The following is a 19932-nucleotide window of genomic DNA, read 5'->3' as shown; positions in this document are numbered from 1 at the left end:
CCGCGCTGACGAGGAAACAGTCAGTGCGGCGTCCCCTCCTGTGCGAGGGGTTTTTTCGTTTCCGGATCAGGGTCTGGATGTGGGGCCGGGGTCCGGGCGAAACGATCCGAAGGCAGACCGGGCGTACGCCTGTCATGACATCGATGGAGCTTCGAGGGACATGAGCGAGACCACCCCCGCCGCCGAGGCGGCCGCGCCGCACCGCTACACCGCCCAGCTGGCCGCCGACGTCGAGGCCCGCTGGCAGGACTTCTGGGAGCGGGAGGGCACCTTCAACGCCCCCAACCCGCGTGGCGGCGAGCTGGGCGGCCCGGCGGAGGTCACCGACCTGCCGAAGAAGTTCATCATGGACATGTTCCCGTACCCCTCGGGCGCGGGACTGCACGTAGGCCACCCGCTGGGCTACATCGCCACCGATGTCTTCGCCCGCTTCCACCGCATGACCGGCCACAACGTGCTGCACACGCTGGGCTTCGACGCCTTCGGCCTGCCCGCCGAGCAGTACGCGGTACAGACCGGCACCCACCCCCGGGTGACCACCGAGGCCAACATGGCCACCATGAAGGAACAGCTGCGCCGCCTGGGCCTGGGGCATGACAAGCGCCGCTCCTTCGCGACCATCGACCCGGGCTACTACAAGTGGACCCAGTGGATCTTCCTGCAGATCTTCAACTCCTGGTACGACCCCGAGGCGCGTAAGGCCCGCCCGATCGACGAACTGGTCGAGCAGTTCACCTCGGGCGCCCGGCCGACCCCGGACGGCCGCCCCTGGGACGCGCTGACCGCCGTCGAGCGCGCCGACATCCTGAGCGACTACCGGCTGGCCTACGCCTCCGACTCGCCGGTCAACTGGTGCCCGGGCCTGGGCACCGTGCTGGCCAACGAGGAGGTCACCTCGGACGGCCGCTCCGAGCGCGGCAACTTCCCGGTCTTCAAGGCCAAGCTGCGCCAGTGGATGATGCGCATCACCGCGTACGGCGACCGGCTGCTGGAGGACCTGGACGACCTGGACTGGCCCGAGGCCATCAAGCTGCAGCAGCGCAACTGGATCGGGCGCTCCGAGGGCGCCCGGGTGGACTTCCCGATCAGCTTCGACGGCGACGCCAAGATCACCGTCTTCACCACCCGCCCGGACACCCTGTTCGGCGCCACCTACATGGTGCTGGCCCCCGAGCACGACCTGGTGGAGAAGATCGTTCCGGCCGCCTGGCCGGAGGGCACCCACGAAGTGTGGACCGGCGGCCACGCCACCCCGGCCGAGGCGGTCGCCGAGTACCGCAAGCAGGCCGCCGCCAAGTCCGAGGTGGAGCGGCAGGCGGAGGCCAAGGACAAGACCGGTGTCTTCACCGGCGCCTTCGCGGTGAACCCGGTGAGCGGGGAGAACGTTCCGGTCTTCATCGCCGACTACGTGCTGATGGGCTACGGCACCGGCGCCATCATGGCCGTTCCGGCGCACGACGACCGTGACTTCGCCTTCGCCCGCGCCTTCGAGCTGCCGATGCACTGCGTGGTGCAGCCGTCCGACGACCGCGGTACGGACCCGTCGACCTGGGACGAGTCCTTCGACTCGTACGACGCGCGGATCATCAACTCCGCGGGTGCCGAGGTCTCCCTGGACGGTCTGACCGTCCCCGAGGCCAAGACGAAGATCACCGAGTGGCTCGCCGAACGCGGTATCGGCGAGGGCACCGTCAACTTCCGGCTGCGCGACTGGCTGTTCAGCCGCCAGCGCTACTGGGGCGAGCCGTTCCCGATCGTCTACGACGAGGACGGTGTGGCGCACGCCCTGCCCGAGTCGATGCTGCCTGTCGAACTGCCCGAGATCGACGACTACGCGCCGCGCACCTTCGACCCGGACGACGCCGACACCTCCCCGGAGACCCCGCTGTCCCGCAACGAGGACTGGGTCGACGTGGTGCTGGACCTGGGCGACGGGGCTGGTCCGCGGCCTTACCGCCGCGAGACCAACACCATGCCGAACTGGGCGGGTTCGTGCTGGTACGAGCTGCGCTACCTGGACCCGCACAACAGCGACCGGCTGGTCGACCCGGCCGCCGAGGCGTACTGGATGGGCCCGCGCGAGGGCCAGCCCGCGGGCGGCGTCGACCTGTACGTGGGCGGTGCCGAGCACGCCGTGCTGCACCTGCTGTACGCCCGCTTCTGGCACAAGGTGCTGCACGACCTGGGGCACATCTCCTCGTACGAGCCGTTCCACAAGCTCTACAACCAGGGCATGATCCAGGCCTACGTCTACCGGGACAGCCGCGGCTTCCCGGTCCCGGCGGCCGAGGTCGAGGAGCGCGACGGGAAGTACTTCTACGCCGGCGAGCAGGTCAAGCGCGAGCTGGGCAAGATGGGCAAGTCCCTGAAGAACGCGGTCACTCCGGACGAGATCTGCGCCGAGTACGGGGCCGACACACTGCGCCTGTACGAGATGGCGATGGGACCGCTGGACGTGTCCCGGCCCTGGGACACCCGTGCCGTCGTCGGCTCCTACCGCTTCCTGCAGCGGCTGTGGCGCAACGTCGTGGACGAGGCGACCGGCGAGGTCACCGTCGTCGACGAGGAGCCGGACGAGGAGACGCTGCGCGCGCTGCACAAGGCGATCGACGGGGTGCGGGCCGACATGGCGGGGCTGCGCTTCAACACCGCCATCGCCAAGGCCACCGAGCTGAACAACCACGTGACGAAGCTGTCGCGGGTGCCGCGCACGGTCGCCGAGCAGATGGTGCTGCTCGTCGCGCCGCTGGCGCCGCACATCGCCGAGGAGCTGTGGCGCAAGCTGGGGCACACCGAGTCGCTGGCCTACGCCGACTACCCGGTGGCCGACCCGGCGTACGTCCAGGACGAGACCGTCACCTGCGTCGTCCAGGTCAAGGGCAAGGTCAAGGCGCGCCTTGAGGTCCCGCCGGCCATCGCCGACGCCGACCTGGAGCAGCTGGCCCTGGCGGACGAGGCGGTACAGGCGGCGCTGGGCGGAGCGGGCATCCGCAAGGTCATCGTCCGGGCACCGAAGCTGGTGAACATCGTGCCCGCGTGACAGGGCTTCCCCTAGGGGCCGACTCGGGGCCGGTTGAGGGTTCCACTGGAACCCCCGACCGGCCCCGTCGGTCTACCGTGGAGGGACTGGCGTCGGCGTGGTGTGAGAGGGAGCGTCCATGGTTGCCGTTTTCGGTGTGCTCGCGCTGGTCCTGCTGATCGCCGTGGTATTCGGCACCATCGCGACGGTCAGGACCGTACGGGCCGTGCGGCGCGGTGTGGAGCGGACCGGCGCACAGGCGCGCCGGGTGGTCGAGGAGACGACCCTGAAGGCCAAGAAGTACGGACAGCCGGGCGCTCTCGGCGAGCTGGCCTCCCTCCGGCTTGACCTGCGCGACTCCATGATCGGCACCCGGCAGGCGCTGGAGTCGGGCGTCGCGGCCGACCCGTCGCTGGCGGAGGCGCTGGCCCTGCTGAACCGGCTGCGGGAGCACGCGCACACCCTCGACGACGAGTTGAGGCTGCTGGAGCGGGAGCCCGACAAGGGCCGGATCGCCGCCCGCCTGCCGGAACTGCGGCAGCGCACGGAACGGGTCACGCACTCCGCGGACTCGCTGCGCTGGGCGGCCCAGGACCGGGCCCGGCAGTTCGATGACGACGATCTCGCCGCGCTCGGGCGGCAGATCGAGGTGGAGGCGGGGGCGCTGCGGCACTGGGTGCCGACGGAAGTTGAGGCTCCGGATAGCGCCGCGGTACGTTCGGAGCTGGGCCGGGGGCGTTCGCGCAACCGCCGTTGAGCCGGTCGACCGCGATGTCGGCGGTCGGCGCCGCGGGCCCGGTCGCGGTGTTGTCAGCACAGAGTTCACGGGTAGGGTCCCGCTCATGTCTGCCCATGTCGCCATCGTCACCGACTCCACGGCCTACCTGCCGCAGGAGGCGCTGACCCGCCATCACATCACGGTCGTTCCGCTTACCGTGATCCTCGGTGCCGAGGCGCTGGAGGAGGGCACCGAGGGATCGGCCCGCTCGGTCGCCGCCGCGTTGCAGCGCCGCCGACCGGTGACCACCTCGCGGCCCGGGCCCGAGCGGTTCGCCGCCGCGTATCGCGGCGCGGCGGACGCGGGCGCCAGCGCCGTGGTCTCCCTCCATCTGTCCGCCGAGATCTCCGGTACCTACGACGCGGCCTGCGTCGCGGCCGAGTCGGCGCCGGTTCCGGTACGGGTGGTGGACACCGGCATGGTGGCGATGGCACTGGGCTTTCCGGTGCTGGCGGCGGCCGAGGCGGCGGAGTCGGGCGGCACGGTGGACGACGCCGTGGCGGCGGCCGAGAAGCGTGCCGCGGGGACGTCCGCCTACTTCTACGTGGACACCCTCGACTATCTGCGGCGCGGCGGCCGGATCGGCGCGGCGCAGGCCCTGTTGGGCTCGGCGCTGGCGGTCAAGCCGCTGTTGCAGCTCGCGGAGGGGCGGATCCAACTGCTGGAGAAGGTGCGCACGGCCTCCCGTGCCATCGCGCGCCTGGAGGAGATCGTGGCGGAGCGGGCGGGGCAGGCCACGGTGGACATCGCCGTCCACCATCTGGCCGCCGCCGACCGGGCCGAGGCACTGGCCGAGCGCCTTCGGGCACGTGTGCCGGGGCTGGCGGACCTGCATGTGAGCGAGGTCGGTGCGGTGATCGGCGCGCATACCGGGCCGGGGCTGCTGGGGGCGGTTGTCTCACCGCGGTGAGACCACCAGGCCCGGCCTCGATTTCGCTCGGCCGGGTGATGGAGTTATCCACAACTGCTGGGTAATCCACGGGATTCGGCGGGGCGGAACGGAGATCGGCCAGGGCGCCTACCGTCGGTTGGCATGGGAACGCACACCGTAACCGCCCCTCGCCCAAGCGATGTCGACAGCGCCGCCCGAGCGCGTGCGGGCGCGCTCTTCGACAGGCCACCGCCGGTACGGGAGCCGCTGGCCGCAGATTCCGCTGCGGAGCCGGGCCCGGTGCGGTCGCGCCGTCCGTCGGGCCGCTCGTCGTGGCGGGAGGCCGTCGTCGAACGGCTGCCGGTGTGGGTGCAGTTGAGATGCGGGATGGAACTGCGCACGGTCGCCGCCCTCGCCGGTGTACTGGTGCTCGCTGCCGCCTTCGCGGTGCACCACTTCTGGGCGGGCAGACCACGGACCGTGCAGCCGCCACCCGTCACGCGGGCCGTCACATCCCCCGTGGGGCAGCTGAGCGGCGCGTCGGCGCCGCCGACGGGCAGACCGTCGCCCGCGGACGTGGTGGTGGACATCGCGGGCAAGGTGCGCACCCCGGGGGTGCGGCACCTCCCGACCGGTGCACGTGTCACCGACGCGCTCAAGGCGGCGGGCGGACCGCTGCCGGGCGCCGACACCAGCGGCCTCAACCTCGCCCGGCTGCTCACGGACGGGGAACAGGTCGTGGTCGGGCAGCCCCCGCCGCCGCCCAACGATGCCGCGGGCATCCGAGGCGGCGGCGCGGCGGGCCCGGGGCCGCTCAGTCTCAACACCGCCACGGCCGAGCAGCTTGACGCCCTCCCCGGCGTCGGCCCGGTCCTCGCCCGCCACATCGTCGAATACCGCACCCAGCACGGCGGTTTCACCTCCGTCAGCCAGCTGCGCCAGGTCAGCGGGGTGGGGGAGCGTCGTTTCCAGGAACTACAGCCCTTGGTTCGGCCATGAACGCGGAGCGGTCGACATCTTCCGCTTCCGCACCGGCGCGGGATCGGCGGGGACGGGCCGCGGCGGGCGGTCGGCTCGGAGCGTCCCGGCCGCAGCAGGACGGCCCGGCCGATCTCCGCCTCGTGCCGCCAGCGCTGGCGACCTGGCTAGCCGCCATCATCGCGCTCAGCGCTCCGGGCCGCTGGGTCGCCATCGGGGCCGGAGCGTGCCTCGCCGCCGCCCTCGCCCTGTGTGTCGCGCATCGCAGGGGCACCCGGGGGTTGTCCGGCGCGGCGGCCGGGTGGATCCCGACCCGGCCGGGCGCCGGCACCGCCGCGGTGGCGGCCGCCACTCTCCTGTGCGCCTGCGTGGCCGCGGGCGTGGCCGGGCTGAGTGTGGCGGGGCTGCACCGAGGGCCGATTCCGGCGTTGGCCACCCAACATGCCCGGGTCACCGTCCAGTTGACGCTCACCGGTGACCCGCGGGCGGCGCACCCCCGGGTACGCGGTTCGGCCCCGGCCCCGGCATCCGTCCTCGCGGAAGCCGAAGCCGCACACGTCACGTCCCGCGGTACGACCACCGCTGTGCACACCCCTGTGCTGCTGATCGCCCAGCCCGGCGACAGCACACCGGCCTGGCTGGGCCTGCTGCCCTCCACCGGCCTCACCCTGGAGGGCCAACTCGCCCCCACCACACGGGAGGTGGACCGCAGCGCCGCCGTCCTCCAGGTGCGCGGTCCGCCGCATGTCACCCGGCCGCCCTCGGCGATCCAGCGCCTGGCCGGAGCGCTGCGCGGCGGACTGCGGGACGCGACCGACCAACTGACGCCGGACGCACGGGCGTTGCTCCCCGGTTTCGTGGTCGGAGACACCTCCCGCGTTCCGCCCGACCTCCAGGAAGCCTTCGCCGCCACCGATCTCACCCATCTGCTCGCGGTCAGCGGATCCAATCTCACCGTGATCCTCGCCCTGCTGATCGGCCCCTCCTCCCTCGCGGTACGCGCGGAACGCCGCGGGATCGCCGCCCGGCTGGGCTTGTCGCTGCGGCTCACCGCCGTGCTCGGTGGATTGCTGACCATCGGCTTCGTGGTGCTGTGCCGCCCGGACCCCAGCGTGCTACGAGCCGCTGTCTGCGGCCTGATCACCCTCCTGGCGATCGGCACCGGCCGTCGCCGCGCTCTGCTGCCCGCGCTCGCGGCCGCCGTCATCGCCCTCGTCCTCTACGATCCATGGCTCGCCCGCTCGTACGGTTTCGCGCTGTCGGTGCTGGCCACGGCCGCGCTGCTGACGCTCGCCCCGGGGTGGAGCGCGGCCCTGCGACGGCGCCGCGTGCCAGCCCACTTGGCGGAGGCCTTGGCGGCCGCCGCGGCCGCCCAGGCGCTGTGCGCGCCGCTGGTCGCCGTGCTTGCCGCGCACATCAGCCTGGTGGCCATCCCGTGCAACCTGCTGGCCGAGTTGGCGGTACCCCCGGCGACCGTGCTGGGCTTCGGGGCCCTGCTGGCCGCGCCGGTATCGATGCCGGCTGCCAAAGGCCTTGCCTGGCTGGCGGGTTGGCCGGTGGTGTGGGTCTCCACGGTGGCCCGCAAGGGCGCCGCACTTCCCGGTGCGGCGCTGGACTGGCCCGGCGGCTGGACCGGCGGACTGCTGCTCGCCGCCGTCACCGCCGCCGTGCTGCTGTGCTCCCGGCGCATCGCCCGCCACCCATGGATCTGCGCGGCACTGGCGGTGCTGCTGCTGGTCGCGGTGCTGGCGCCCGCCCCGCTCACCCGGCTCACCACGGGCTGGCCGCCCGCGGGATGGCGGATGGCGGCGTGCGATGTCGGCCAGGGGGACGCCCTGGTGCTCAACTCCGGTGACGGTGACGGCTCGGCCGTTGTGGTCGACACCGGCCCCGAGCCGATGCTCGCCGACCGCTGTCTGAGATCGCTCGCCGTGACGACGATCCCGCTGCTGATCCTGACCCACTTCCACGCCGATCATGTCGCCGGACTCCCCGGCGTCCTGACCGGTCGCACCGTCGGCGCGATCGAGACCACCACCGTGGACGCACCGCCCGGCGAAGCCGCGTCCGTACGACGCCGCGCCGCGGCCGCACACATCCCCGTGGTCCGGGCAGCGGCGGGGGAGCGGCGGCGGCTCGGCGAACTGGACTGGCAGGTGCTCTGGCCGCCGCTGCCGGGCACGGCCGGGGCGGGCGCCGCCGAGCCCGCGGCCGACTACCGCACCGCGGGCCTGCCGGACGCGGGCCCCAACGACTCCAGCGTCACACTCCTGGTCAGGACGGCGGGCCTCACCCTGATACTCCTCGGCGACCTGGAGCCCCCGGCGCAGCGGGAGTTGCTCACCCAGCACCCCGAACTACCGCCGGTCGACGTGCTCAAGGTCGCCCACCACGGTTCGTCCAACCAGGACCCGGCCCTACTCACCCGACTCCACCCCCGCCTAGCCCTGATCTCCTGCGGCGCAGGCAACAGATACGGCCACCCGTCCCCCCGCACGATCACCGCCCTCCACGCGGAGGGCACCACAGTGCTGCGCACCGACACGGACGGCCCGATCGCGATCACGGGAGATGGACCGGAGGGACTACGGGCGAGCCTTGTAAAGGGATCTTTATAAAGATATCTTTAGATACATGACCGAGCCTTCTGTCTCGCGCCACGACAGCACCATCCATCTCACCGACCCCCGCGCCCTGCGTGCCTATGCCCATCCGACACGGATGGCGCTCGTCGGCCTGTTGCGCCGTGAAGGCCCCCTCACCGCCACCCGGGCGGCCGAACTGACCGGGGAATCCGTCGCCAGCTGCTCGTACCACCTGCGGATGCTCGCCAAGTACGGGTTGGTGGAGACAGCCGAGGGCGGCCAGGGGAGGGAGAAGCCGTGGCGGGCGACCGCACGCTTCACCAACTGGCCGAACTTCTCCGAGGACCCGGCGGTCGCTGAGGCATCCGATGCGCTCAGCCTCGCGGTCGTCGAGCGGTACTTCGAGCTGATGACGGCGCGACTGGAGGCGCGGCAGAGCGATACCCGTGAGTGGCGGGAGGCCGAGCAGCTCAGCGATGTCCTGCTGTACCTGACGGCTGCCGAACTGACCGAACTGGGGGAGCGAATGAACGAGTTGCTGGAACCGTACGCCGATCGGCTGGCGGATCCAGACCGCCGACCGGACGGCGCCCGTCTCATCACGCTGATCCGCGCGGCCCTTCCGTCATCGACCCGCACCGTGGAGCAGCCGTGATGAGGATCCCCGCGTTACTGAGGGAGCGGGCGTTCCGCCGTTACTGGACCGGCCAGACCGTCTCGCTCCTCGGCGACCAGGTATCCCAGATCGCCATCCCACTCACCGCCGTTCTCACGTTGCACGCCAACGCGGCACGAATGAGCTGGCTCTCGACGGCGGAGCTACTTCCCGCGCTGGTGTTCTCGCTGCTGGTCGGTGCGTTGGTGGACGGCCGCGCACGGCGTAGACAACTCATGATCACTGCCGATCTCGGCCGGGCCCTGCTCCTCGCGTCCCTGCCGATCGGTTACGTGCTGGGAGGCTTGAGCCTCGGCCAGCTCTACGGGGCGGCGTTCGGCATCGGCACGCTGGCGGTGCTGTTCGATGTGTGCGATGCGGCCCTGTATCCCTCACTCGTACCCGCCACCGCATATGTGGAGGGGAGCTCGCTACTCAGCGGCAGCCGCGCCATGTCCTTCGTCGTCGGCCCGAGCATCGGCGGCTTCCTCGTGCAGATATTCGCGGCGCCGGTCGCGCTGCTCGTGGACGCGGTCTCCTATCTCGTCTCCGCCGCCTGCCTGTCCCGCGTCCAACCCGTGGAGCCGCCATCCACCCGCCCGGGCAGGGGACAACTGACCGCGGGGCTGCGCTGGATAGCCCGCAACCGCGTCATGCGAGCCACTCTCGCCGCCGTCGCCACCGTCAATTTCTTCAACTTCGTCTTCTTCACGCTCTTCGCGCTCTACGCGACCGAGGATCTGCACCTGCAACCCGTCTTCCTCGGCGCGGTGTTGGGCGCCGGAGCGATCGGCAGCGTCATCGGCGCGTTCCTCACCGCCCGCCTCATCCGCCGTATCGGCATCGGGCCGGCCGTCGTCGCCGGTTGTGCCGCGTTTCCGGCGCCGCTGCTCCTCGTCCCCCTCGCGGGCGGGCCGACGCCGCTCGTCCTGGCGCTGCTGTTCCTCGCCGAGTTCGGCTCGGGGTTCGGCGTGATGGTGCTGGACATCGCCATGAACACCCTGCGTGCCGCAATCGTCCCGAATACTCTGCGCTCCAGTGTCATGGGCGCCCACCGCACCCTCAACTACGGAGTGCGGTCGCTTGGGGCGATGGTTGCCGGTGTGCTGGGCACCGTGCTCGGGGTGCACGTCACGATCTGGATCGGGGCAGCCGGGGCTCTCACGGCCGTGCTCTGGTTGCTGCCCTCGCCGGTGCCGAAGCTCCGCGAACTTCCGGAACCGGCGGAGGAGCGGCAGGCGGCCCCGGCGGGCGTGACACGTGTGACGTAGGCCTGCCGGAGCCGTTGGCGTTACTCCTCCTCGCGCCAGCCGTCGTACTCCTCGGCCAGGGCGTCGAGCTGGGTCGGGTCGAGTTGTCCGTCCGCGTCCTCGATGACGACCAGCCACTGGGCGTCCTCGGCGTCGTCCTCGCCTGCCAGCGCTTCCCTTACCAGCTGCGGCTCATGATCAAGGCCGAAACGCTCCGCCGCTTCTTCGGCCACCTCCTCCGCCGCGTCGCGGTCGGGGAGTACCAGCACATGTCGAACATCGCTCACGGCCACATTGTCGGATACGGCCGGAGCCCGCCTTCCGGCAGGTACGGGTGGACTGTCAGTGGCACGTGGGATGCTGGAGCGCGATGGCCAAGAAGACGTCGACCGATGACCCGCTCGCCCCTGTGACGCTCGCCGTCGGACAGGAGGAGCTGCTGCTCGACCGTGCCGTGGCGCAGGTCGTGGCGGCCGCCCGAGCCGCCGACTCCGACACCGACGTGCGGGACCTGACCCCGGACGCGCTCCAGCCCGGCACGCTCGCCGAGCTGGTCAGCCCGTCGCTGTTCGCGGAGCGCAAGGTCGTCGTGGTGCGCGCGGCACAGGACCTGTCGGCCGACACGGTCAAGGACGTCAAGGCGTATCTCGACGCGCCCGCCGAGGAGATCACGCTGGTCCTGCTGCACGCGGGCGGCGCCAAGGGCAAGGGGCTGCTGGACGCCGCCCGGAAGGCGGGCGCCCGTGAGGTCGCCTGCCCGAAGATGACCAAGCCGGCCGACCGACTGGCCTTCGTACGGGCTGAGTTCCGCACCGTGGGCCGGTCGGCGACTCCGGAGGCGTGCCAGTCGCTTGTCGACGCCATCGGCAGCGACCTGCGGGAACTGGCCTCCGCCTGTGCGCAGCTGGCCGCGGATGTGGACGGCACGATCGACGAGGCCGTGGTCGCCCGCTACTACACCGGCCGCGCCGAGGCGACCGGCTTCGAGGTCGCCGACCTTGCCGTCACCGGCCGTACGGCGGAAGCACTTGAGCGCTTGCGGTGGGCTCTCGCGGTGGGACAGCCGCTGCCGGGCATCACCTTCGCGCTGGCCTCCGGGGTGCGGGCGATCGGCAAGCTCGCGACCGCCCCGCGGGGTGCGCGTCCCGGCGATCTGGCCCGTGAGCTCGGGATGCCGCCGTGGAAGATCGACCGGGTCCGGCAGCAGATGCGCGGCTGGTCCGGGGATGGCGTTGCGGCCGCGCTGCGGGCGGTCGCCGAGGCGGACGCGGCGGTCAAGGGCGCGGGCGCCGACCCGGCGTACGCGCTGGAAAAGGCGGTCGTCACCATCGCCCGCGCGGCCCGCTCCCGGCGGTAGCCCCTGCGGGGCGGGCTTGGGGGACGGGCAGTCCCCAGGCCCGCGGGCTCGAAGCGAGTTCCCCTGCCGGGCGGGCTCGGGACGAGAGGGGCCCGTCGCGAAGTGGTCCGACGGCGGAGCCCCGAAGCACCCCGCTCGACGTGACGCCCCGAGAAGCACCCCGCTCGACGGCGTGGCCCCGAACAGCAGCCCCCGACTGCGGTGCCCCCAGAAGTCCCCCCACGGCGGAGCCCCCGGCCACCCCCAGACACGGCGAAGGCCCCGTTGCCGTCGGGGAATGACGGTGGCGGGGCCTTCGGCCGGACTGCTTGTGCGCCGCACCCGCGTGGCGAACGCAGGCCGCGTGCGGCGCGATTCCGCGACTAGGCGGAGGGGGTTGTCGGCGTGGAGCGGTTGAGAGGGTCCGCTTGGGTCCCTACCGACGGAAAGCTGAGATTCAGCCCTTGAGCGAGGACACCGAGCCGGCCAGCGCCGACTTCTTGTTGGCGGCCGCGTTCTTGTGGATGACACCCTTGCTGACAGCCTTGTCCAGCTTGCGCGAGGCGGCGCGCGCGGCCTCGGTGGCCTTCTCGACATCGCCGGCCGCGACGGCCTCACGGGTGCGGCGGATCAGGGTCTTGAGCTCCGACTTGACGGCCTTGTTCCGCTGACGGGCCTTCTCGTTGGTCTTGATCCGCTTGATCTGGGACTTGATGTTCGCCACGAATGAGCCTTTTCAGGTTTGACTGAGTAAATCGACTGAGCGCCTCGGGTTAGAGGGCACGAGGCACAGTGGTCCAGGCTACCAGCAGGTCCATACGGCTCCCAAACCGCTGTCCACCCGTCGTGCATGGGACTATGGAGGGCAACGTATCGATCCGCCCACAGACGTCGACCATGAGTCGAGAATCAGGACCCTGCGTGCCCGCGACCCCAACCCACGTGCCGGAGCCGAGCCGTACCGACCCGGCGCTGATCCGCAATTTCTGCATCATCGCGCACATCGACCACGGCAAGTCGACGCTCGCCGACCGGATGCTCCAGCTCACCGGCGTGGTCGAGCAGCGGCAGATGCGCGCCCAGTACCTGGACCGCATGGACATCGAGCGTGAACGCGGCATCACGATCAAGTCCCAGGCGGTCCGGCTGCCGTGGGCGCCCACCACCGGTGACGGCGAGGGCACCACCCATGTCCTCAACATGATCGACACCCCGGGGCACGTCGACTTCACCTACGAGGTCTCCCGTTCGCTCGCCGCGTGTGAGGGGACGATCCTCCTCGTCGACGCCGCCCAGGGCATCGAGGCGCAGACCCTCGCCAACCTCTACCTGGCGCTGGAGAACGACCTCACGATCATCCCGGTGCTCAACAAGATCGACCTTCCCGCCGCCCAGCCCGAGAAGTACGCCGCCGAGCTGGCGCACATCATCGGCTGCGACCCCTCCGAGGTGCTCAAGGTCAGCGCCAAGACCGGCGAGGGCGTGGCCGAGCTGCTGAACAAGGTCGTGGCCGAGGTCCCGCCGCCGGTCGGCGTCGCGGACGCGCCCGCCCGCGCGATGATCTTCGACTCGGTTTACGACTCGTACCGCGGCGTCGTCACCTACGTGAAGGTGGTCGACGGCCAGCTCTCCAAGCGTGAGCGCATCCAGATGATGTCGACCGGCGCCGCGCACGAGCTGCTGGAGATCGGTGTCTCCTCGCCGGAGATGACCGCGTCCGACGGCCTGGGCGTGGGCGAGGTCGGATATCTGATCACCGGCGTCAAGGACGTACGCCAGTCCAAGGTCGGTGACACCGTCACCCAGCTGCACAAGGGAGCCACCGAGGCCCTCGGCGGCTACAAGGACCCGAAGCCCATGGTCTTCTCGGGTTTGTATCCGCTGGACGGCTCGGACTATCCGGAACTGCGCGACGCGCTGGACAAGCTCCAGCTCAACGACGCCGCACTGGTCTACGAGCCGGAGACCTCGGCCGCCCTCGGCTTCGGTTTCCGCGTCGGCTTCCTCGGGCTGCTGCACCTGGACGTGATCCGGGAGCGTCTGGAGCGCGAGTTCGGCCTCGACCTGATCGCCACCGCGCCCAACGTGGTCTACCGGGTGATCATGGAGGACGGCACCGAGTGCACGGTGACCAACCCGAGCGAGTTCCCGACCGGCAAGATCGCCGAGGTCTACGAGCCGATGGTGCGCGCCACCGTGCTGGCGCCCAGCGAATTCGTCGGCGCCATCATGGAGTTGTGCCAGAGCCGGCGCGGCAACCTGCTCGGCATGGACTACCTCTCCGAGGACCGCGTCGAGCTGCGCTACACCCTCCCGCTCGCCGAGATCGTCTTCGACTTCTTCGACCAGCTGAAGTCCAAGACCCGCGGCTACGCCTCGCTCGACTACGAGCCGACCGGAGAGCAGACCTCCGAGCTGGTCAAGGTCGACATCCTGCTGCACGGCGACAAGGTGGACGCCTTCTCCGCGATCCTGCACAAGGACAAGGCGTACGCGTACGGCGTGCGGATGGCGGGCAAGCTGCGTGAGCTCATCCCGCGGCAGCAGTTCGAGGTGCCGATCCAGGCCGCCATCGGCAGCCGGGTCATCGCCCGTGAGACGGTGCGCGCGATCCGCAAGGACGTGCTCGCCAAGTGCTACGGCGGTGACATCTCCCGTAAGCGCAAGCTGCTGGAGAAGCAGAAGGAGGGCAAGAAGCGGATGAAGATGGTCGGCGCCGTCGAGGTGCCGCAGGAGGCCTTCATCGCCGCACTGTCCACCGACGAAGGGGACAGCAAGGGCAAGAAGTAGCCCTGCCCGCCCTGTAGCCCCGTAGTACCTCTGTAGTACTAGTCACGGGTCCCACTCGTACGACGTAGTCGCACCGTAACGGCCGGGCCGCCCGGCCGTTACGCACGGTGGCTGCGGCGCGAGGGCGCGGCGCGAGAGAAGGGACTGCACTGTGACTGACTCCCCGGTTGCCAAGCGGGCGATCTTCGTGGCGGCGGCCTCGGCGCTGGCGTTCGGAGCGGCGTCCCCGCTGGCGTTCGCCGACGAGGCCAACAGGTTCGACAGCGGCCATCTGAGCGTGAACAACGGTGCTTCCTGTGCCACCAAGGACCTCACCGAGGCCGGGTGGACGGTGCTGACCACCGGCAAGCTCCCGAAGGCCTTCAACAACGCCAGGATCGCTCCGGGGGGCGACAGTGTGAGCGGCCTGTGCCACGCGGTCGACAGCCCGCCGCCCGGCCCCCACCACCAGTCCCAGGGGCTGCTCGGCGGACTGCCCGTCGGCCGTCACTGATCGCTGTCTTTGGGTCCGGCGCCATCGCGCGCCGGGCCCTTCGCGCGTACGGGCGGTCCGGTCCGCATTCGGCAGACCCCTTTTTCCGTGCTGGCCCGTTTTAACGGGTTGGCGCGTCTTAATCGCACCGGCCCCATTTTCCATGCATCGGGCACCTAACTCGGTCGTCACGGTTTGAACGAGGGGCCCGTAGACCCTTACGTGCCGGGTGCCTGGCGTCTAACCTGATCCCTGCTCGAAGGTTACTGATGAGTCACAAGCAATGACCTGGCAATGATGCGGGCCCCCGGAGGTTGTCGTGACCGAGACACAGACATCGATTGAGAGCCGGCCGCCGTCCGTGGCCCATCTCTTCCTCCAGCGGGTCGAGGCAACACCCGATACCGAGGCGTACCGCTATCCGGTACCCAGCCCGGACGGTGGCCAGGAGCAGTGGCGCTCGCTGAGCTGGGCCCAGGCGGCGCAACGGGTGTATACGATCGCGGCCGGGCTCATCGACCTCGGAGTGCGGCCCGAGGAGCGGGTCGCGATCGCCTCGGGCACCCGTATCGACTGGATACTGGCCGACCTCGGGGTCCTGTGCGCGGGCGCGGCCACCACCACCATCTACCCCAGCACGAACGCCGACGAGTCCGCCTTCATCCTCGCCGACTCCGGCAGCCGGGTGCTGATCGCCGAGGACGCCGCGCAGTTGGAGAAGGCGCGTGCCCGCCGCGCGGACCTGCCCGACCTGACCCATGTCGTGGTGATCGACTCCGCGGACGTGGCGGACAACGGCGACGGCGACTGGGTGCTCTCCCTGGAGGAGCTGGAGCGGCGCGGCGCCGCCTATCTGGAGAAGCACCCGGAGGCCATCAAGAAGGCGGTCGCCGGAATCACCTCCGAGCAGCTCGCCACCCTCATCTACACCTCGGGCACCACCGGCCGCCCCAAGGGCGTACGCCTGCCGCAGGACTGCTGGTCGTACATGGCCAAGGCGATCGCCTCCACCGGTCTGCTCGGCCCCGAGGACGTCCAGTACCTCTGGCTGCCGCTCGCGCACGTCTTCGGCAAGGTGCTCACCGCCGGGCACATCGAACTGGGGCATGTGATCGCGGTCGACGGCCGGGTCGACAAGATCATCGAAAATCTGCCGGTGGTCCAGCCGACCTACATGGCGGCCGTGCCGCGCATTTTCGAGAAGGTCTACAACGGCGTGTCGGCCAAGGCCCGCGCAGGCGGTGGCGCCAAGTACAAGATCTTCCAGTGGGCGGCCGAGGTGGCCCGCGAGTACGCCAGGACCTCCCAGGAGAACCGCCGGGCGAGCGGCAACCCCTCGGTGCCGTTCGGTCTCGCGGCGAAGCACGCGGTCGCCGACAAGCTGGTCTACGCGAAGATCCGCGAGGCATTCGGCGGGCGCCTGCGGGCCTGTGTCTCCGGCTCGGCCGCCCTCGCCCCCGAGATCGGCTACTTCTTCTCCGGCGCGGGCATCCACATCCTGGAGGGCTACGGACTCACCGAGTCCAGCGCCGCCAGCTTCGTCAACCCCGGCGACAACTACCGCACCGGCACCGTCGGCAAGCCGCTGCCCGGCACGGAGGTACGGATCGGGGAGGACGGCGAGATCCTGTTGCGCGGCCCCGGCATCATGCAGGGCTACCACGGTCTGCCGGAGAAGACCGAGGAGGTGCTGGAAGCGGACGGCTGGTTCCACACCGGCGACATCGGCGAGCTGTCCGACGACGGCTTCCTGAAGATCACCGACCGCAAGAAGGACCTGATCAAGACCTCCGCCGGCAAGTACATCTCGCCCGCCGAGGTCGAGGGCCAGTTCAAGGCGGTCTGCCCGTTCGTGAGCAACGTCCTGGTGATCGGCGCCAACCGGAACTTCTGCACGGCCCTGATCGCGCTGGACGAGCCCACCCTCATGGGCTGGGCCAAGGAACACGACCTGGGCGGCAGGACGTACGCGGACGTGGTCGCCGCCCCGCAGACCAAGGAACTGGTCGAGGGCTATGTCGGCCGGATCAACGAGGGCCTGCAGCGCTGGCAGATGATCAAGAAGTTCCGCCTGCTGCCGCGCGACCTGACCGTCGAACACGGCGAGCTGACCCCCAGCCTGAAGCTCAAGCGCCCTGTGGTGGAGCGGGAGTTCAAGGACCTGATCGACGAGATGTACGCGGGCGCGCGCGAGTCGTAGCCGCAGCACGCCAGAGCGCGTCGGGCCGGGCCCCCTCGGCGAAGCGGGCCCGGCGGGCTTGCCGTGGGCATACGGGACAATGGCGGTATGCCATCCGTACTGCCCGACGGCGAGCCCGTGCCGCACGACGGTTCGCTGCCCGCCCCTGCCCTGGCGGGCGCGGCCGACCGGCCGCTGGGCTTCTATCTGCATGTGCCCTACTGCGCGACCCGCTGCGGGTACTGCGACTTCAACACCTACACCGCCACTGAGCTGCGCGGTTCCGGCGGCGTGCTCGCCTCGCGGGACAACTACGCGCAGACGCTGGTCGACGAGGTCCGGCTGGCCCGCAAGGTGCTGGGCGACGACCCGCGCCAGGTGGAGACGGTCTTCGTCGGCGGCGGCACCCCGACCCTGCTGGCGGCCGCCGACCTCGGGCGGATGCTGGCGGCGATCCGGGATGAGTTCGGGCTCGCGGACGGCGCCGAGATCACCACGGAGGCGAATCCGGAATCCGTGGATCCGGCGTATCTGGCTCAGCTGCGGGCGAGCGGCTTCAACCGTGTCTCGTTCGGTATGCAGAGCGCCCGGCAGCACGTGCTGAAGATCCTGGACCGCACCCATACGCCCGGACGGCCGGAGGCCTGCGTCAGTGAGGCGCGCGCGGCCGGGTTCGACCATGTCAACCTCGACCTGATCTACGGCACGCCCGGTGAGAGCGACGAGGACTGGCAGGCGTCCCTCGACGCGGCGATCGCGGCCGGTCCCGACCATGTCTCCGCGTACGCGCTGATCGTCGAGGAGGGCACCCAGCTGGCCCGGCGGATCCGCCGGGGTGAGATCCCGATGACCGACGACGACGTCCACGCCGACCGCTACCTGATGGCGGAGGAGACGCTGTCGGCTGCCGGGTTCGGCTGGTACGAGGTGTCGAACTGGGCGACCTCGGTCCCGGGCCGGTGCCGGCACAACGAGCTCTACTGGCGCGGCGCCGACTGGTGGGGCGCCGGGCCTGGCGCCCACAGCCATGTGGGCGGTGTGCGCTGGTGGAACGTGAAGCATCCCGGGGCGTACGCCCAGGCGCTCGCCGAGGGACGGTCGCCCGGGGCCGGGCGCGAGGTCCTCTCGGCGGAGGACCGCAGGGTGGAACGGATCCTGCTGGAACTGCGGCTCGCCCAGGGCTGCCCTCTGGAACTGCTCGCCCCGGCCGGGGCCCGTGCCGCGGCGCGGGCCGTCTCCGACGGTCTGCTCCAGTCCGAGCCCTATGCGGAAGGGCGGGCGGTGCTGACGCTGCGGGGGCGGTTGTTGGCCGATGCCGTCGTGCGGGATCTGGTGGACTGAGCGGGCTGGCCTTCCGGCCCGCCCACCCGTGCGGGTGGGCGGTTGCTCGCCGTCGGCGACCGCGTCGCCTCAGGGCGCCGTCACGAAGTCGATCAGTTCCTCGACGCGGCCCAGGAGCTGCGGCTCCAGGTCCTTGTACGAGTGGACGGACCCGAGGATCCGCCGCCACGCCTGGCCGGTGTTCTGCGGCCAGCCGAGGGCCCGGCACACGCCGGTCTTCCAGTCCTGGCCCCGCGGCACCCTCGGCCACTCGGGGATGCCGATGGCCGCGGGCTTCACCGCCTCCCAGACGTCGATGTACGGGTGGCCGACCACCAGGACGTCGTCGCCGCTGACCTGCTCGGCGATCCGGGACTCCTTCGAGCCGGGGACCAGGTGGTCCACCAGGACGCCAAGCCGTGCGTCGGGGCCGGGGGCGAACTCGGCGACGATCGCCGGGAGATCGTCGACGCCCTCCAGATACTCCACCACCACGCCCTCGATGCGCAGGTCATCGCCCCAGACGCGTTCGACGAGCTCGGCGTCGTGGCGGCCCTCCACATAGATGCGGCCCGCCCGGGCGACCCGCGCCCGGGCGCCGGGGACCGCTATCGAACCGGAGGCGGTGAGCTTCGGCCCGTGTGACGCCGCCGCGGGGGCCGGACGCACCAGCGTGACCGCCTTGCCGTCCAGCAGGAAGCCGCGCGGTTCCATGGGGAAGACACGGTGCTTGCCGAAACGGTCCTCCAGGGTCACCGTGTGGCCCTGCGCGGTCTTCTCACAGCGCACCACCGCACCGCAGAAGCCGGTGGTGACCTCCTCCACCACCAGGTCCGGTTCTGCCGCGACCTCGGGGGCGGGCTTGCTCCGCTTCCAGGGCGGGGTCAGATCCGGGCCGTAACTCCTGCTGCGCATACGCCAGATGGTATCCGCGACCCGTCACGACACCCCGAAACGCCGGGCGAGCGCGTCGCGTTGGCGGCGTACGAACCGGGCGTCGACGGTCGCGCCGTGTCCGGGGACGTACAGCGCCGTCTCGCCGCCCAGTTCCAGCAGCCGGTCGAGGGTTCCCGGCCACTCACCGGGTACCGCGTCCGGCCCGGCCTGCGGCTCGCCGGACTCCTCGACGAGGTCGCCGCAGAAGACCACGGTCGGCGTGCCCGGGACGAGCACGGCCAGGTCGTGGTCGGTGTGGCCGCGCCCGGGGTGGACGAGCCGCACCTCGCGGTCGCCGAGATCGATCTCGTACCGGTTGTCGACCAGGCGGTTCGGACGGACCAGCGCGTCACACGCCTCGGCGGCGTCGTCCGGCGCGGTTCCGTGCCGTACCGCGTCCGCGCGCAGCGCCTCGCGTTCCTGTGCCAGATAGACGTCCAGCGCCTTGCCCCCGTACACCTGGGCGCCGGTGAAGGCGGCGGTGCCGAAGACATGGTCGAAGTGGCCGTGGGTGAGGGCGACATGGCAGACCGGGCGCCCGGTCAACTCGTTCACCTGGCGGTTCAGCTCGGCGCCGGTACGTACCGTGGACCCGGTGTCGATCACCAGCACGTCGTTCGTGCCGACCACCACGCCGATCGTCACATCGAGGAACGGCAGTCGGCGCCGGGCGACCCCCGGTGCGAGCCTTTCCCAGACCTCGCCGCCTTCACCGGCGTGCGCCGCCTTGCCCTCCGCGTTATCCACAGGACGACGCTATCGG

At 70.9% G+C, this 19932-nt stretch carries 16 protein-coding genes; 12 read left to right on the top strand and 4 right to left on the bottom strand.

The annotated features are described in order from the left end of the window. The first annotated feature begins 160 nt into the window (after positions 1-160). The 7 genes from leuS to P2L57_RS20935 all read left to right on the top strand — a co-directional run bounded on the left by leuS (position 161) and on the right by P2L57_RS20935 (position 10157). Positions 161-3040 (top strand): leucine--tRNA ligase, encoded by a 2880-nt coding sequence (gene leuS, locus P2L57_RS20965; RefSeq protein ID WP_275816774.1) that lies wholly within the window; start codon positions 161-163, stop codon positions 3038-3040. A 118-nt stretch (positions 3041-3158) separates the two neighbouring features. Further along, positions 3159-3776 (top strand): hypothetical protein, encoded by a 618-nt coding sequence (locus P2L57_RS20960; protein ID WP_308292495.1) that lies wholly within the window; start codon positions 3159-3161, stop codon positions 3774-3776. A gap of 85 nt (positions 3777-3861) precedes the next feature. Next, the gene (locus P2L57_RS20955; RefSeq protein WP_275816772.1) at positions 3862-4707 is read left to right on the top strand and encodes a DegV family protein; all 846 of its coding nucleotides are present in this window, start codon (positions 3862-3864) and stop codon (positions 4705-4707) included. A gap of 123 nt (positions 4708-4830) precedes the next feature. After that, positions 4831-5667 (top strand): ComEA family DNA-binding protein, encoded by an 837-nt coding sequence (locus tag P2L57_RS20950; RefSeq protein WP_275816770.1) that lies wholly within the window; start codon positions 4831-4833, stop codon positions 5665-5667. Further along, positions 5664-8264 carry a ComEC/Rec2 family competence protein gene (locus P2L57_RS20945; protein ID WP_275816768.1) on the top strand — a complete coding sequence of 867 codons (2601 nt, stop codon included), beginning with the start codon at positions 5664-5666 and terminating at the stop codon, positions 8262-8264. Before P2L57_RS20950 ends, P2L57_RS20945 begins: the two co-directional genes overlap by 4 nt. Before the next feature lie 16 nt (positions 8265-8280). Continuing rightward, on the top strand, positions 8281-8886 hold the full coding sequence (locus P2L57_RS20940; protein ID WP_275816766.1) for a winged helix-turn-helix domain-containing protein: 606 nt from the start codon (positions 8281-8283) through the stop codon (positions 8884-8886). Then, positions 8886-10157, top strand: a complete 1272-nt coding sequence (locus tag P2L57_RS20935) for an MFS transporter (protein WP_275816764.1) — start codon at positions 8886-8888, stop codon at positions 10155-10157. Before P2L57_RS20940 ends, P2L57_RS20935 begins: the two co-directional genes overlap by 1 nt. Before the next feature lie 20 nt (positions 10158-10177). On the opposite strand, the gene P2L57_RS20930 is transcribed toward P2L57_RS20935, so the two are convergent. Further along, on the bottom strand, positions 10178-10423 hold the full coding sequence (locus P2L57_RS20930) for a hypothetical protein (RefSeq protein ID WP_275816762.1): 246 nt from the start codon (positions 10421-10423) through the stop codon (positions 10178-10180). Positions 10424-10506: 83 nt separating this feature from the next. Here P2L57_RS20930 and holA point away from each other — a divergent pair, with 83 nt between their 5' ends. Next, entirely contained in the window at positions 10507-11493 is a 987-nt protein-coding gene (holA, locus tag P2L57_RS20925; protein WP_275816760.1) for a DNA polymerase III subunit delta, read from the top strand. A gap of 436 nt (positions 11494-11929) precedes the next feature. Here the strand turns inward: holA and rpsT are convergent, their stop codons facing one another. Then, positions 11930-12196 (bottom strand): 30S ribosomal protein S20, encoded by a 267-nt coding sequence (gene rpsT, locus P2L57_RS20920; protein WP_275816758.1) that lies wholly within the window; start codon positions 12194-12196, stop codon positions 11930-11932. 197 nt (positions 12197-12393) lie between these two features. Here rpsT and lepA point away from each other — a divergent pair, with 197 nt between their 5' ends. From lepA to hemW, 4 genes are all read left to right on the top strand, one after another. Then, positions 12394-14262, top strand: coding sequence for a translation elongation factor 4 (gene lepA, locus P2L57_RS20915; RefSeq protein ID WP_275816755.1), 1869 nt, complete (start codon positions 12394-12396; stop codon positions 14260-14262). 151 nt (positions 14263-14413) lie between these two features. Further along, positions 14414-14755, top strand: coding sequence for a hypothetical protein (locus tag P2L57_RS20910; RefSeq protein ID WP_275816753.1), 342 nt, complete (start codon positions 14414-14416; stop codon positions 14753-14755). Positions 14756-15053: 298 nt separating this feature from the next. Next, complete coding sequence (locus P2L57_RS20905; RefSeq protein WP_275816751.1) at positions 15054-16934, top strand: AMP-dependent synthetase/ligase; 1881 nt, start codon at positions 15054-15056, stop codon at positions 16932-16934. An 87-nt stretch (positions 16935-17021) separates the two neighbouring features. After that, complete coding sequence (gene hemW / locus P2L57_RS20900) at positions 17022-18254, top strand: radical SAM family heme chaperone HemW (protein WP_275816749.1); 1233 nt, start codon at positions 17022-17024, stop codon at positions 18252-18254. Between the two features lie 69 nt (positions 18255-18323). Here the strand turns inward: hemW and P2L57_RS20895 are convergent, their stop codons facing one another. Continuing rightward, a complete protein-coding gene (locus P2L57_RS20895; RefSeq protein ID WP_275816747.1) occupies positions 18324-19148 on the bottom strand; it encodes a DUF3097 domain-containing protein in 825 nt (274 codons plus the stop codon). A gap of 24 nt (positions 19149-19172) precedes the next feature. After that, complete coding sequence (locus tag P2L57_RS20890) at positions 19173-19916, bottom strand: MBL fold metallo-hydrolase (protein ID WP_275816745.1); 744 nt, start codon at positions 19914-19916, stop codon at positions 19173-19175. Positions 19917-19932 lie beyond the last annotated feature (16 nt).

Source organism: Streptantibioticus ferralitis (assembly GCF_029223525.1).
In the GTDB taxonomy this organism is placed as follows: Bacteria; Actinomycetota; Actinomycetes; order Streptomycetales; family Streptomycetaceae; genus Streptantibioticus_A; species Streptantibioticus_A ferralitis.
Note: the sequence above shows the minus strand (reverse complement) of the source record. Positions and strands in the feature narration are given on the sequence as shown.